Origin of the sequence: Streptomyces sp. NBC_01363 (assembly GCF_026340595.1) — a bacterium.
Classification (GTDB): domain Bacteria; phylum Actinomycetota; class Actinomycetes; order Streptomycetales; family Streptomycetaceae; genus Streptomyces.
In genome coordinates, this window is record NZ_JAPEPF010000002.1 from 2,228,938 (window position 1) to 2,241,766 (window position 12,829).

At 68.9% G+C, this 12,829-nt stretch carries 10 protein-coding genes; 2 read left to right on the top strand and 8 right to left on the bottom strand.

All coding sequences use genetic code 11. The features are described 5' to 3' along the window. Positions 1–58 precede the first annotated feature (58 nt). Positions 59–826 (top strand): GntR family transcriptional regulator, encoded by a 768-nt coding sequence (locus OG611_RS37790; protein ID WP_266430824.1) that lies wholly within the window; start codon positions 59–61, stop codon positions 824–826. A 62-nt stretch (positions 827–888) separates the two neighbouring features. Here OG611_RS37790 and OG611_RS37795 read toward each other — a convergent pair whose 3' ends face one another. From OG611_RS37795 to OG611_RS37820, 6 genes are all read right to left on the bottom strand, one after another. Then, entirely contained in the window at positions 889–2,865 is a 1,977-nt protein-coding gene (locus OG611_RS37795; RefSeq protein ID WP_266430826.1) for a right-handed parallel beta-helix repeat-containing protein, read from the bottom strand. 86 nt (positions 2,866–2,951) lie between these two features. After that, positions 2,952–3,863, bottom strand: coding sequence for a carbohydrate ABC transporter permease (locus OG611_RS37800; protein WP_266430828.1), 912 nt, complete (start codon positions 3,861–3,863; stop codon positions 2,952–2,954). A gap of 13 nt (positions 3,864–3,876) precedes the next feature. Further along, positions 3,877–4,785, bottom strand: coding sequence for a carbohydrate ABC transporter permease (locus OG611_RS37805; RefSeq protein ID WP_266430829.1), 909 nt, complete (start codon positions 4,783–4,785; stop codon positions 3,877–3,879). Further along, entirely contained in the window at positions 4,764–6,008 is a 1,245-nt protein-coding gene (locus OG611_RS37810) for an ABC transporter substrate-binding protein (RefSeq protein WP_266430830.1), read from the bottom strand. The genes OG611_RS37805 and OG611_RS37810 overlap by 22 nt, the downstream gene beginning before the upstream one ends. Positions 6,009–6,180: 172 nt before the next feature. Beyond that, complete coding sequence (locus tag OG611_RS37815) at positions 6,181–8,220, bottom strand: heparinase II/III family protein (RefSeq protein ID WP_266430832.1); 2,040 nt, start codon at positions 8,218–8,220, stop codon at positions 6,181–6,183. Positions 8,221–8,224: 4 nt separating this feature from the next. Then, the gene (locus OG611_RS37820; protein ID WP_323180324.1) at positions 8,225–9,493 is read right to left on the bottom strand and encodes an alpha-L-fucosidase; all 1,269 of its coding nucleotides are present in this window, start codon (positions 9,491–9,493) and stop codon (positions 8,225–8,227) included. A 193-nt stretch (positions 9,494–9,686) separates the two neighbouring features. On the opposite strand from OG611_RS37820, the gene OG611_RS37825 reads away from it, so the two are divergent. Further along, entirely contained in the window at positions 9,687–10,436 is a 750-nt protein-coding gene (locus OG611_RS37825; RefSeq protein WP_266430834.1) for a ribonuclease activity regulator RraA, read from the top strand. A 41-nt stretch (positions 10,437–10,477) separates the two neighbouring features. On the opposite strand, the gene OG611_RS37830 is transcribed toward OG611_RS37825, so the two are convergent. Next, complete coding sequence (locus OG611_RS37830; protein WP_266430836.1) at positions 10,478–11,548, bottom strand: hypothetical protein; 1,071 nt, start codon at positions 11,546–11,548, stop codon at positions 10,478–10,480. Beyond that, positions 11,545–12,828, bottom strand: coding sequence for a hypothetical protein (locus OG611_RS37835; RefSeq protein WP_266430838.1), 1,284 nt, complete (start codon positions 12,826–12,828; stop codon positions 11,545–11,547). Before OG611_RS37835 ends, OG611_RS37830 begins: the two co-directional genes overlap by 4 nt. Position 12,829 lies beyond the last annotated feature (1 nt).

Below are 12,829 nucleotides of genomic sequence, written 5' to 3' on the forward strand. Positions count from 1 at the left end.
AGAAGATGGGTGCGTATTATGTCGCAACTGACGTGCCCCAGTGCAGGATTGGGAATTCATGGCATCTAACGCGTCGGGTGGATTCGTCTCCACACTGGCCACCAACAAGGACCGGTTCCGCAAGACCCTGATCTCGGACCAGGTGTACGAACTGCTCCGCCAGGCCGTTGTCGAGGGCGATCTCGCGCCGAACGACCGCGTGGTCGAATCGGAGATCGCGCGGCGGCTCGGCGTGAGCCAGGCCCCGGTGCGCGAGGCGGTCAAGCGGCTCGCCCGGGAGGGCCTGTTCACACACGTGCCGCGCCGCGGCCACTTCGTCGTCGAGATCTCCTCGCAGGACGCGGAGTACGCCCGTCAGGTACGCGAGCCGCTGGAGGGCCTCGCCGCGCGGCTCGCCACCGAGCACATCACCGAGGACCAGCTCACCGAGCTCGACGCGCTGGTCGAGCGCATGCACGAGGCGGTCGCCGCGGGCGACGTCAGCGGCTTCCGCGACGCCGACATAGAGTTCCACACCCTGGTCAGCCAGTTCGCGGGCAATCCGTTCCTGGCGCGGATGTGGGAGGTCATCGAACCGAGCCTGCGCACCCTGCGGGCCATCTCCGACCCGCTCTTCGACGGCGACCGGTGCGCGATGGCCGACGAACACGGCCGCCTCGTCGGCCTCTTGCGGTCCGGGGACCCCGAGAAGGCGGCCGAGGCATTCGCCGACCACGCCGCCGGCCGCGGGCCCGTGCCGGACGCGCGGGAGGCGAAGAAGCCCCGCAAGAAGGCAGCCGCGACGAAGAGGACGGCGGCCGGGATGACTGCGGCGAAGCCGAATTGATCGCATGGCCACGGGCCCGATCCGGAATTCCGGGTCGGGCACATGGCCATGTCGCGAGCGGGCTACCGACGGGCGCCCGCAGTCCACCTGGGTGCCCCGTACTGATAGGCACCCAGACTCGGCGTCGCATCCGTGGAACCGTCATTGATCCCCGGAAGCGGAATCGCCTGATTGCGCGCCGGGGAATCGGCGGTCAGCCGATAGTCACGGTTCGCCGCATCGACGAACAGCGGATCGACATCCGAGGGAAGGTTGTTGGAGAGAACGAGCCCGCCGTCGGTGGCACCGTCCAGGCCCCGGATCGTACCGACGTTGTTGTAGATCTTGGTGCCGGTCGACTGCCCCGGCTCCTTCACATAGAACAGCGTCATTCCGCCGGTGTTGTTGTAGACGCCGTTGTCGTGCGATCCGGTGCCCAGACCGTTGAGCATCACCGTGCCCTCCCGGTTGCCCCAGCCCACATTGTTCGCGATCACCAGATCGCTCTGGCCGTTGTCCGCGTAGATTCCCGAGATCCCGAACGTGGTGGAGGTCGTGGTCGGCGCCGGATCGTGCAGCACGTTGTGGTCGATGTCCGTGCCCATCATCCAGGCGCTGCAGCAGGTGTAGATCGCGGCCACATCGAGGCTCAGCCGGGCGTACCCGGAGATGTCGTTGTACGCGATCAGGTCCTTGCCCGGGGTGAGACCGGCCACTTCGTTCCACTGGAGGTTGATACCGCTGCGGCCGACGCGGGAGATCGTGTTGTGCGTGACCGTCTGACTGTTGCCCTGCACGGCGATCCCCGCCGCGTAGGTGCCCATGTAGTCGACGTCGTGGATCACATTGTCGGTGGCCGTGTTGTTCTGCCCGCGCAACGCGATGCCGTTCCCGGCGCTCAGCGACAGGTCGCTGTTCACGATCTTGTTCCGGGTGCCGTCGAGGATGATGCCGCTGTCGCCGACGCCCCGCGTCACCGTGCTGCCGCAGTCCGTTGCGCCCCGGGTGATGTCCGTGTAGTGCGACAGGTACTGGCCGTCGATGCCGTCCAGGGTGACCCCGGTACTGGTGGCGCCCGTCCTGATCGTCGTGGCGAACAGGCCGATGCCGTCGATCGTCGTGTGACTGGTGTTCGTCAGGTCGAAGCCGAGGGTGCGGCGCTTGGCCTCGACGGTGTGGGCGTCCGGGTCGACGGTGCCGTACACGTACAGGCGCTTCGCGGTCGGGTCGTAGAACCACTCGCCGGGATGCGCGAGTTCACTGATCTTCCCGGAGAGTGCGTACCGGGTCTCCTTGGGCACGACCTTGTGGACGCACGGCGGCGCCGCGTCCAGTGTCACCGAGCCGACGGCGGAGCTCTTCACCGTGGTGGTCGCCGAGACGTACCAGTAGCCGGTGAGGGCACGCGCGCCGTCCCAGTACCCCGCCGGGCGGGTCAGGTCCGCGTCGGCGACGGTGGCGTCCGCGCTGCCCTCACCGGCGTACTGGAGCGAGGGGGCGAGCAGATCGAGGCCGGGATACGGCCACTGGGCCTCGATGCCCATCTTCTTGTCGGTGAACACCTGCACGGTGCTCACGTCGGAGCCGAGGTCGACGTCCGTGCTGTAGATGTGCCCGGCCGCCACCGCGTCGCCGAACTGCGAGTCCGCGGCGAACGGGTCGGTCTTGGCGATCTCGGTGACATCGGCGGCGGTGACCGGCTCGAAGCCGCCGATCCTGGAGGCACCGCTCACCGTCACCTTCGCGCCGGGGGCGGCGCGATAGGTGATCGGCAGCCCGGCGGTGCCGGACCGGGCCGGCACGACGGTCTCCTCGTACGTGCCGGACAGGACCAGGCACGTATCGCCCGGCACCATCACGTCGGCGCACTTCTGGATGTGCCGGAACGGGGTCTTGCCGCTCTTGCCGTCGGCAGCGTCCTGGCCGGATACCGCGACGTAGTAGGTCTGTCCCGCCTGGGGCCTGACCGGATGGGCAGTGGCAGGTTGGCCGGCCGCCACCACGGTCAGGGAAGCGAGCAGGGCGGCTGCGGACCACGGTCCTCTGCGGGACCGCGGCATCCGTCTCCTCAGCACTCGGAGTTCCTTTCTCTTCTCTCGGCTCTTTCTCGGACGGGGTGCGTCGGGCCCGGACGTCCCTTCACGCCTCATCCCTTCACCGCGCCGACGGTGAGACCGCTGATGATGTGGCGCTGCATGTAGATGAAGAAGATGACGACGGGCGCGACGGCGAGCAGAAGGTTGGGGAACACCTTCGTCAGGTCGGTCGAGTACTGGCTGATGCCGGCATAGATCGCCGTCGTGACCGTGTAGTGCCCGGAGGACGGGCTGAGCAGGATCTGCGGGGAGACGAAGTCGTTCCAGATCCCGATCGAGTTGAGGATCAGCACTGTGACGACCGCGGGACGCATCAGCGGGAAGACGATGGCCCAGAACGTCCGGTACCGGCCCGCGCCGTCGATCGTCGCCGCGTGATCGATGTCCACCGGGATGGTGCGGATGAAGCCGACGAACAAGAAGATGCTCACCGGCAGTGTGGACGCCACGTCGTGCGCGACCAGACCGGTCACGGTGTTGGCCAGGCCGACCTCGCGCAGCACATAGATCACCGGGATGATCACGGCGGCGCCCGGAATGAAGGTGCCGGCCAGGAAGTACAGCAGCACCAGCTGCGTACGCCGCTTGAGGCTGCGCGCTATCGCGTACGCGGCGGGGCCCGCGAGCAGGATGCACAGCACGTCCACGACCACGACGAGGAACAGCGTGAAGCCGTAGCCGCCGATGACGTTGAACTGCGGACTGTTGATCGCGGCCGACATGTGCTCGAAGGTCAGCCCGCTCAGCGGAATCGAGAACGGGTTGTCGAGGATGTCCTGCTGCGACTTGAAAGCGTTCACCACGAGCAGGTAGATCGGCACGATCATGACGACGACGAGCACACCGAGCAGGCCCCACCGCACGGGCGAGCGGGGCTCCTTGCGTTCCGTGCGCCGCGTGTCGTCACCCTTGGCCGGCAAAGCCTTCGGCCTGTCGCGGACCTCTGCCTCTAGTACGACCACCAACGGCTCCTAACTAACCTGTCGCGGCTTGGTCTTGACGGTTGCGCAGCGCCGTCACCAGGAGGGCGAGCACGGCGGACACCACCATCAGGAACACCGCCTGCGCGGTCGCGTATCCGACCTTGGTGCCCTCGAAGGACCGGGCGAGAATGAGATACGTGAACGTCTGTGTCGAGCCGGCCGGACCGCCGCCGGTGAGGCTGACCACGATGTCGTACGCCCGGATGAGCCCCACCAGGTTCAGTATCGTCGCCACGGTCACCACGGGCGCGATCATGGGGATCACGATCCGCAGATTGATCTGCCGCTTGGACGCGCCGTCGATCGCCGCGGCCTCGAGCAGCTCGGCGGGCACCGTCTGCAGGGCGGCCACGAACAGGACGACGTTGAAGCCGAATCCGGCCCACACGATCACGGCGATCAGCGAGATCAGCGCGAACTGCTCGTCGAAGAGGAAGCCGAGCGGTTCGATGCCGAACTTGGCGAGTGTGTTGTTGATGGCACCGTTGGTGCCGAGGATCGCCGCCCACAGGTATCCGAGGATCAGCGCGCTGATGACGTGCGGGAAGTAGGCGACGGCCCGGAAGAAGGAGTTCGTGCGCGATCGGCCCTTGAGGGCAAGCGCGTACACGAGCCCCAGGCCCACCATGAGGACGGTGCCGGCCACGGCGATCAGCGCTGTCACGTACCAGGCATCCGAAGAACTCGGATCGTCGAACAGGTGCTTGTAGTTGTCGAGCCCGGTGAACGTGGCGGTGGAGAAGCCGTCCCAGTCGGTCAGGCTGAGATACACCGCGACACCCACCGGCACGACGGTCATCACCGTGTACAGCAGGACGGCCGGTCCCATCATCCCGAGGGAGACGGCCGAGTCCCGCAGCCGTGCCCGGCGCCGCTGCTTCAGCCCTGCGAGTTCCACCACTTGTCCAATCCGTCGGCGGCGCCCGCGGGGGACGAGCCCGTGTACAGGGACTGGACCTGCTTGTTGAGCTCGTCGCTGAAGCCGGCGATCGGCTGGCTCTTCCCGGACTTCACGAGCACCGACGGTGCCTTGTCCAGGATCTGCTGCACGGACGAACCGAGGCTGGACATCGGGTAGGTGAAGCCTTCGCGCAGATTGCCGTCGGAGGCGAGCTGGCTCCTGATGGCCTTCGGGTCGGTGGTCGCCCACTTCACGAACTCGATCGCCTCGGCCTTGTGGCGCGACTTGTTCACCACGACGTACGGGTTGGAGATGTTGCCGAACTGGCCGGAGGGGTAAGCCCCGTCGGTCGGCATGGTGAACACACCGATGTCGTCGCTCTTCTTCGTGGCGTCCGCGGCGGGCACGAAGAACGAACCCATGATGTACATGGCGGACTTGCCGTTCAGGAAGGCCGTCTGGCCGTCCGCGTAGGTGAGGCCGAGCGCGCTCTTGTCCAGGTAGCCCTTGTCGATCCAGCTCTTGTAGTGCTGGAGGTAGGGCAGGTAGCTGCTCCGGGCGAAGGAGGCCTTGCCGTCGTTGCGCCTGGCCGTCCACTGGGGGTCGGCGGTGAGCACACCCGCGTCGGCCATCATCGAGAACTGGGAGCCGGTGACCCACTGGCCGGCGGCCTGCAGCGGCTTGTAACCCACGTCCTTCAAGCTGCCCATGGCCACGGTGAACTGATCCATCGTACGGATCCGGGCGGGGTCGATCTGCGCCTTCTTGAAGGCCGCCTTGTTGTAGAAGACGAGCGACTGGATCTGCTCACCCACACCGACCACGTAGTGCTTGCCGTCGACGGCGTACTGGTCGGCCAGCGGGGTCTTGGCGGTCCAGGGCTGGTCGGACAGGTCGGCGAAGAGCGACGCGGTGTCGGCGTTGGGCGTGATCTGCTGGGCGACATCCGGCGGATCGCCCGCGGCCAGGTCCTGCCTGAGCTTGGCGTCCGCCGAGATCGTGCCGGTGAGTTCGAGCTTGACCGTCACGCCGGGGTGAGCTTTCTCGTACGTGTCGAAAAGGTCGTTCCAGTACTTCTCCGTCAGGTTCGGCGTGATGTTCACGATGACGCGGAGGGTCGTGCCCTCCGCGGCCTGGTCGGACCCGCCGCCGCAGGCGACGGCCGACGCCATCACCAGGGGAGCCACGGCGAGCCCGCAGGCACGGCGCCACATTGTTCTCATGGGACACGCTCCGTTGCGTAGTCGTGAATAATCGATAGCTGATGTTCGGCCGCGGCGTTCCCGGCGGATCAGCGGTGGGAGGGGGCCGCGGACGGTCATCGGTGCGGATCGCTCGCGGGGGTGGTGCGATGCGGTGGAGGCGGGGCGGGGCCCTCGCCTTCGTGACTATCGTCTATCGATTGCTGATGCTAGGGGTGGCACCTCGCTTCTTCAAGAGTGCTGCGGCAAACCTCTGAGTTCCTTCTTCCGGGTGCCGGACGGCCACGTCGGCGAGCAACCACCGCACGGCTACGCTGCCTTGGTCGCCGGGGGCGCGGACCGTCAGCGTCAGTCGGGTGAGGTGGTCTCCCCAACTCCTCGTCAGCTGCGGGTCGTCGAGCTCCTTGCGTACGACGGAGGCGACCGCGACGCGGGGATCCCAGTGCATCACCAGCCCCTCCCCGCCAGGGGCGGTGACCGTGGCCCAGCCGGCCCCGTGCTCGACGTGTCCGGCCAGCACGTGGTGCAAGACCACGCTCTCCCTGCGCCCTTCCCACCGGTCCTCGACGCTCACGTGCGGGGGAGCGGTCCCGTCGGCCCGGACGAGGCGCACCGTCCGGTCCCATCGGGTGAGCGTGCCGGGTGGGTAGGCACCGCTCAGTTCGGCGGTCATCCCGGTGGCGTCGGGGCCGAGCTCGACGCGTACGTCCCGGGCCCGGTGGGCGGGGCCAGGCTGTTGCGCGGTGCCGGGCTCGGGCACGTTGTGCCAGCCGCTCCGGAACGGCCAGGCCTCGTAACGGTCCGGGCCGAAGGTCTGCGTGGTGTATGTGGGCCGCCCGACGTCCACCACCAGGGGCCGCCCGTGCGCCGCCACCCAGTACGAGCCGACGTCGAGGTGATTGTGGTGCTCGCCGTTGTGGCCCGCCTTCACCGCGAGCGCGAGACCGTCCGTGCACGCCGCCGTCTCTCGGGCCACCAGGAGCTGCAGGCGTGGCAGCCACGATTCTCGGGCCAGCCAGGGCGCGGAAGGCCCCGGCTCGTCGGCCGTGACCGCCTGGCACCACTGTTCGTCGGCCAGCGCGGTCAGCGCACGCCCGAGCCCCGCGCGCGGCGGTGCGGCACTGTGCTGCCGCCGCGCTCCGGCCAATGCGTGCGCCACCGTCTCCGGCTGCCCGAGCCGCGCGCCCCAGCGGAACGGCACCTGCCAGGGCTGGTCGGCGGTCAGCCGGGCGGGCGCGTCGCCCACGTTCACGTACCAGTCGTCGCCGAAGTGCATGCGCTGCGGGTACCTCAGCAGCTTGCTGAGGAGAGGTGCCCGGCGGGCGTCGAGTACGGGCCCGCCGACCTCGGCGAGCAGGTCGAGGATCTCCAGCAACCGGCACGCCCCCACCCACCAGTAGGCGATGCCCTCGTCGATCCCGCCGTCGTCGGGGAGCGTGGCCACGTAGTGGTCGAGGCCCCGGACGACCAGCCGGACGAGGCGGGCGCGTCGGGCGTCGTCCTCGCACAGCAGCAGCAGCGCGGCGGCGAGCACGGCACCATGGATCCACGGGTTCCAGTTGTTGGCGCCGCCGTCGGCGCCGATCCAGCGCCAGTCCCGGCGGCGTTCGAAGGGCAGCAGCACCCGCCGCTCCACCTCGCGGCGCAGTCGTCGCCGAAGCCCCGGCATCCGGCGGTCGAGATGCGGTCCCAGGGCATGGTCCGCCCAGGCGAACAGCGAGGCGACCTCGGCGGCGCCCAGGTCGAGGTAGGGGTCGTCCGGATCGGGCACGAGGTCGCCGCGCTCCGCCGCGAAGCGCTCGTGCGGCGCCCAGCACCAGGTGCTGGCCTCGGCGAACGCCACGAGCCCGTCGATCGCGGCATCCAGATGCGGGCAGGCCCCGGGGACCTCCGTGGCGTCCGCGGACTCGCCGGTGAGGACGGCCGCCAGCGTCAGCAGGGACACCCGCTCCTGGAGCCCCCAGGCCGCGTCCTCGTACGCACCGCGGTCGCCGTCGCGGAAGGCGCGGGCCCATGCCCCGGCGTGCAGGAGCGGTGCCGGTCGCATCAACTCCCCTGACGCATCGGTCAGTACCCGCTCCCGCACGGGTTCCGGGACCGCGTCCCACACGGCGCGACAGGTGGCATCGGGCACCCCCACCCGCCCGGCGGGATCGACGAGCAACCGTTCCAGCTCCCGGTCGCCGTCCGGACCCAGCACCGCCGAAAGGAGCGCGCTCAATGACTCCACCACAGGATCACTCCTCCCCGTCCAGCTCCAGCTCGATCACCGGGAGCAGCACGTCGGGCCGGGCGATCGGCAGGGTCAGGGTCAGGGTGCCCGCCGGCTGGCTCGGCGGCGCGAGGTTGTTGTGCTCGTGCCGCGTGCCGTCCATCTCGTGGAAGCGGATCTCCGAACCGTCGTGCAGGAGTTGGGCGTAGCGCACGCGTCCGGCGAGTCCCGGCAGATGGAGGTGTTTGAGCGGCCAGGCCAGCAGGTGCAGATACAGACGTCGGCCCGACTGCGTGTACAGGGCGTTCGCCGGTGCCTCGAACGCGCTCGGCCCCGCGCCGTGCACGGACCGTGCGTGCGGCCCGGTCCACTCGCCGATGGCACGGAGCGTGGCGCGGGCCCGCGGGTCCAGGGCGCCGCGGCCGGTGGGGCCGACGTTCAGGATGAGGTTGCCGCCGCAGGCGACGGACTGCACCAGCATGCGGACCAGCAGCGCAGGATCCTTGTAGTCGTGGTTGTCGCGGTCGTACCCCCACGAGCCGTTGAGCGTGTGGCAGGCCTCCCACATCACCCGCTCGCTGCCGCGCTCCAGCGGCCGGTCGGGCTGGTACTGCTCGGGCGTCACGTAGTCGCCGGGCATGCCCAGCCGATCGTTGACGAGGGTGTCCGGCTGCAACGTCCGCACGACGGAGAGGAGTTGCTCCGCACCCCACTCCTCGGGGCCCTTCTCCGGGTACGTGAAGTCGAAGAAGAGCAGGTCGATTGGGCCGTAGGCGGTGAGGAGTTCGCGTACCTGCCCCTCCATGTACGCGCGGTAGCGTGCCATGTCACGGGGCTCCTGCTCAGCCGCGGTGCCGCGCAGCGGGTGGTGCTCGTCCACCGTGAAGTCGGGGTGGTGCCAGTCGAGCAGCGAGTAGTACAGGCCGACGCGCAGGCCCTCGGCGCGCATCGCCTCGACGAACTCGCGCACCAGGTCACGGCCTGCCGCGCACACCGAGGTGTAGTCGGACAGCGCCGAGTCGAACAGGCAGAAGCCGTCGTGGTGCTTGGCGGTCAGTACCGCGTAGCGCATTCCCGACTCGTGTGCGGTACGCGCCAGTTGTGCGGCGTCGAACAGATCGGGATCGAATCGGTGCAGGTAACGGTCGTACTCCTGCTGCGGCATGGCCTCCCGGCTGCGCACCCACTCGTGCCGCGCCGCCAGGCTGTACAGACCGAAGTGGACGAAGAACCCGAAGCGCGCTGCCTCGAACCACCCGGTGGAATCAGGGGAATCGGTGGAAGCATCGGTCACGGACGGCTCCTGACGCATTGACATCGCTAATCGATTGGCTGTTATCTACCATCGATAGGCGATGATGTCACTGGCGTGGCGCGCGACGAGCGCGCGGAGAGGCAAGTGCATGCACCCGACAGGGGATCAGGAAGCGCCGTCGACGGGGGAGACCCGCATCAGTGGGACGGAGGAGGCCCGTACCTATGAATCGATGCGAGCGCCGGTCCACACCTCGTCCTACGTACGGCCCACTTCACAGATGGTGGGAGCACTCAAGGACGTGAGTGCGGCGACGGCCTGCGCGAAGCTGCATCAGATGGGCATCACCCGCACGTTCATCGACGGTCCCGTGCCGCTGCACCGCGAACCGGACGTCAAGATCACCGGCGGTGCCGTGACGCTGCAGTTCCTGCCGCAGCGCGAGGACGTCTTCAACGGGGCGGAGCAGGAGGACATCGAGCGCAAGACCGCGCTGTGGGGGGTCCTCGAATCCATCCAGCCCGGCGACGTGCTGGTCGTCTCGGCCCACGGCAGCCACTTCACCGGCTGCCTCGGCGACATGCTGGTGCGTTACTTCAAGCTGCGCGGCGGCGCCGGGATCGTGGTGGACGGACGGATACGGGACGCGGCCCGGGTCCGCGCGCTCGGCGTGCCCATCTGGTGCACCGGCGTCACCCCGCACTACGCCTCGCAGACCGAGCTGTTCCCGTCCGCGTTCAACGTGCCTGTCGGCGTCGGCGGCTCCTTGGTGACGCCCGGCGACCTGATCGTCGCCGACGAGGACGGCGCCGTCGTCGTGCCGCAGCGGAACGCGATCCCGCTCGCCGAGGACTCCCTGCTGCACCAGGACCGCGAGGCGTTCGCGCGCCGCCGCCTCGACGAGGGCGGACGCCTCTCCGACTACTACCCGCTCACCGGCGAGGGCATGACCGAGTACCTGGCCAGTCGGTCGGCCACCTGAGTTCCGGCGGACCGCTCGGACGCGAGCCGGTGCTCCAGCCCTCAGCGGGAGAGGGATGCGAGGCTCGCCAGCAGGTGGGCGGATTCGGGGTGGTGGAAGTCGGAGTGGGCCCCCGCCGGAGACAGCCGGCTCACCCGACCGCCCCGGAAGCGCCAGCCCGCGTCGATGTCGACGATGCGGTGGTCGAGCAGTTCGCGCGTGTACGGCTCGCCGACGGTGAGCATCCGCGTGGGGTAGTGGGGCACCGGTGTCGTGCCCACCCCGGAGTGGCCGATGCCGGGAGCCCCCTCCGCCCTCAGATGCCAGAAACCGGTGGCGCGGTCCCAACGGGAGTGGGTCAGGGCAAGCGGGCCTTGCAGGGGAGCGGCGGGCCGGTCGTCAGTTGCGAAGAGCGTGGGGAACATCGTGTCGAGGCTGTTGCGTGGCGCCGCCATCTGGAAGACAAGGGCGCTGTCCACCGTGAACGGCCGACGCGGGTCGGCCGGGTGGGACCAGCCGAGGACACGAGGGCGTTTTGGCGCCTCGGCCGCCCACTGGACCGCCTCGCACAGGAACCGCCCGCCGAAGGAATGTCCGAGCAGGTGCAGATACTGCCCGTTGCGGTTTCTCAGCACCGCCGGGTCGCCGGGGTCCGTCCGATGGGTGTCCAGGTAGCCCAGCAGGTGCCCCAGGACATGGGCGGCCTGTCCGGTTCCCGGGGCGCTCATCGCGTGCGCGCGTTCACGGATGCGACGGTAGCCGGCGGGGCCGGGCAGGCTGGAGGACGGCCAGCAGATGACCACGCACCAAGGCCGGTACCCGCCCGCCAGCCCGGCATACAGGTCGGGACGTGCGGTGGTCAGCTCCTGGGCCTGCCGGAGCAGCCGGCTCGCGCTTCGCACGGCCACGCTCGGAGAGGTCTGCCAGCCGTGCGCGTACACGTACAGATCCGTCGCCTGCTCCGGGACGCGCAACTCGCGGGCGAGATGCTCCGCAAGCCGGTCGGGGCGGATGGGCGCCGAGGAAGCGGACGAGCGGAGTCTGCCCTTCTCGTCCAGGTGGACGACAGCCGGCGCCACCACCGGTCCGCCGCTGTGGCCGAGCCCGCCGGCTGCTTGTCGGGACCGTTTCACCGGGTCTTCTCCAGTCTGCTGTCGATGCCGCAGTACACCGAGTACGCCAGGCCCAGCGGGTTGTGGAACCGGTCGGCGTACCAGCGGACCAGTCCCATCGCGATCTCGCCCGCCGTGCTGTCCCCGCTGAGATACCGGCCCAGGAACTCCAGGGCGTACTCGGACGCGAAGAGCTGGGGTATGTCGAACTGTGGCCCGATCACCCCGTCCGCTCCCAGGTTGACCAGCGCCGCTCCCAGGTGCTTGATCCCGGGCTCCGGCGCTGTCTGTCCCGTGTAGCAGGCGTTGAGCAGTACGAAGGGGCGGAAGAGCGCATCGCCGGAGCTTGTGTGCCGGCGACGTTTCCGCAGGACGAGATCGGCGTCGATGGGCTGGCTGTCGGTGAGCTTGACTGCCAGATGAGGGTGCGGTGAGCCGTTCTCCACGAATGCGCCGTGGCACCAGAAGTACATGATGTCGTCGTGCAGCACCGGGGCGGCGAGATCGCCCAGCAGCTCCTCCGAGTCGGTCCGTACGGTGAGCTGGGAGCGTTCCTCCAGCAGCTTGCGCACTTCCGGTGCTCGGCCGACGGTGTCGAGCGTGACGTCGGTGTTGAGGCTGGTGACGGGAAGGGGACGTGCCAGGGCCTCCCGCTGGGTGCTGGGGAATGCCTGCGCACCGGTCTGTTCGATCTGGTGCCGGTAGCCGAGGAATCCGTGCAGGAGCGGGGCGCCGTCGGGCGGTTCGACGGCCAGCATCGGCCAGGGCAGGTGCAGGTCCGAGTCGAACGAGACGCGCAGGCCCTCCTGTCCCGCGAGCGTGTCCAGCAGGAAGGCACGCAGCTCGGTCATCCGATGGTCCGCTCCCTCCAACAGGCGTTCCAGGAGGTGCTGCCCTTCATCGGCGAGATCTTCCGTCAGGCCGTGGGAGAGTGCGGCGTGCGCGGAGAGGTCCACCTCGTCGCTGAAGAGGTGTCCGCCCAGGGGCATGCCGTCCGCATCCCGGGGCTGGTAGTGCACCAGCCGACTGCTCCACACGGTGCGGAGCCGGGCCGCTGCCTGGAGGAGCTCGCTCGCGGAGATGTTGAGATAGGCATTGGGGGTCCCGCGTTGTGGCGTACGGCTGTTGGTGAGGAGAGCCGACAGATGCAGCCGCTCGGGACTGTGCTGACGGAGCATCACCACGAGGTCGAGGGGCTGCTTGGCACGGACCGGGCTGCCAGGACGCCGCTGTCGCGGGGGCAGCGCCGTGAAATCGAGCGAAGGATTGTGGAGGACGTCCACCGTGAGTTCCTTGACCACC

Bases quoted from the DNA above. Each gene is read 5' to 3' on its own strand.
- OG611_RS37790 (WP_266430824.1), top strand. From the start codon at position 59: ATGGCATCTAACGCGTCGGGTGGATTCGTCTCCACACTGGCCACCAAC.
- OG611_RS37795 (WP_266430826.1), bottom strand. From the start codon at position 2,865: ATGCCGCGGTCCCGCAGAGGACCGTGGTCCGCAGCCGCCCTGCTCGCT.
- OG611_RS37810 (WP_266430830.1), bottom strand. From the start codon at position 6,008: ATGAGAACAATGTGGCGCCGTGCCTGCGGGCTCGCCGTGGCTCCCCTG.
- OG611_RS37825 (WP_266430834.1), top strand. From the start codon at position 9,687: ATGCGAGCGCCGGTCCACACCTCGTCCTACGTACGGCCCACTTCACAG.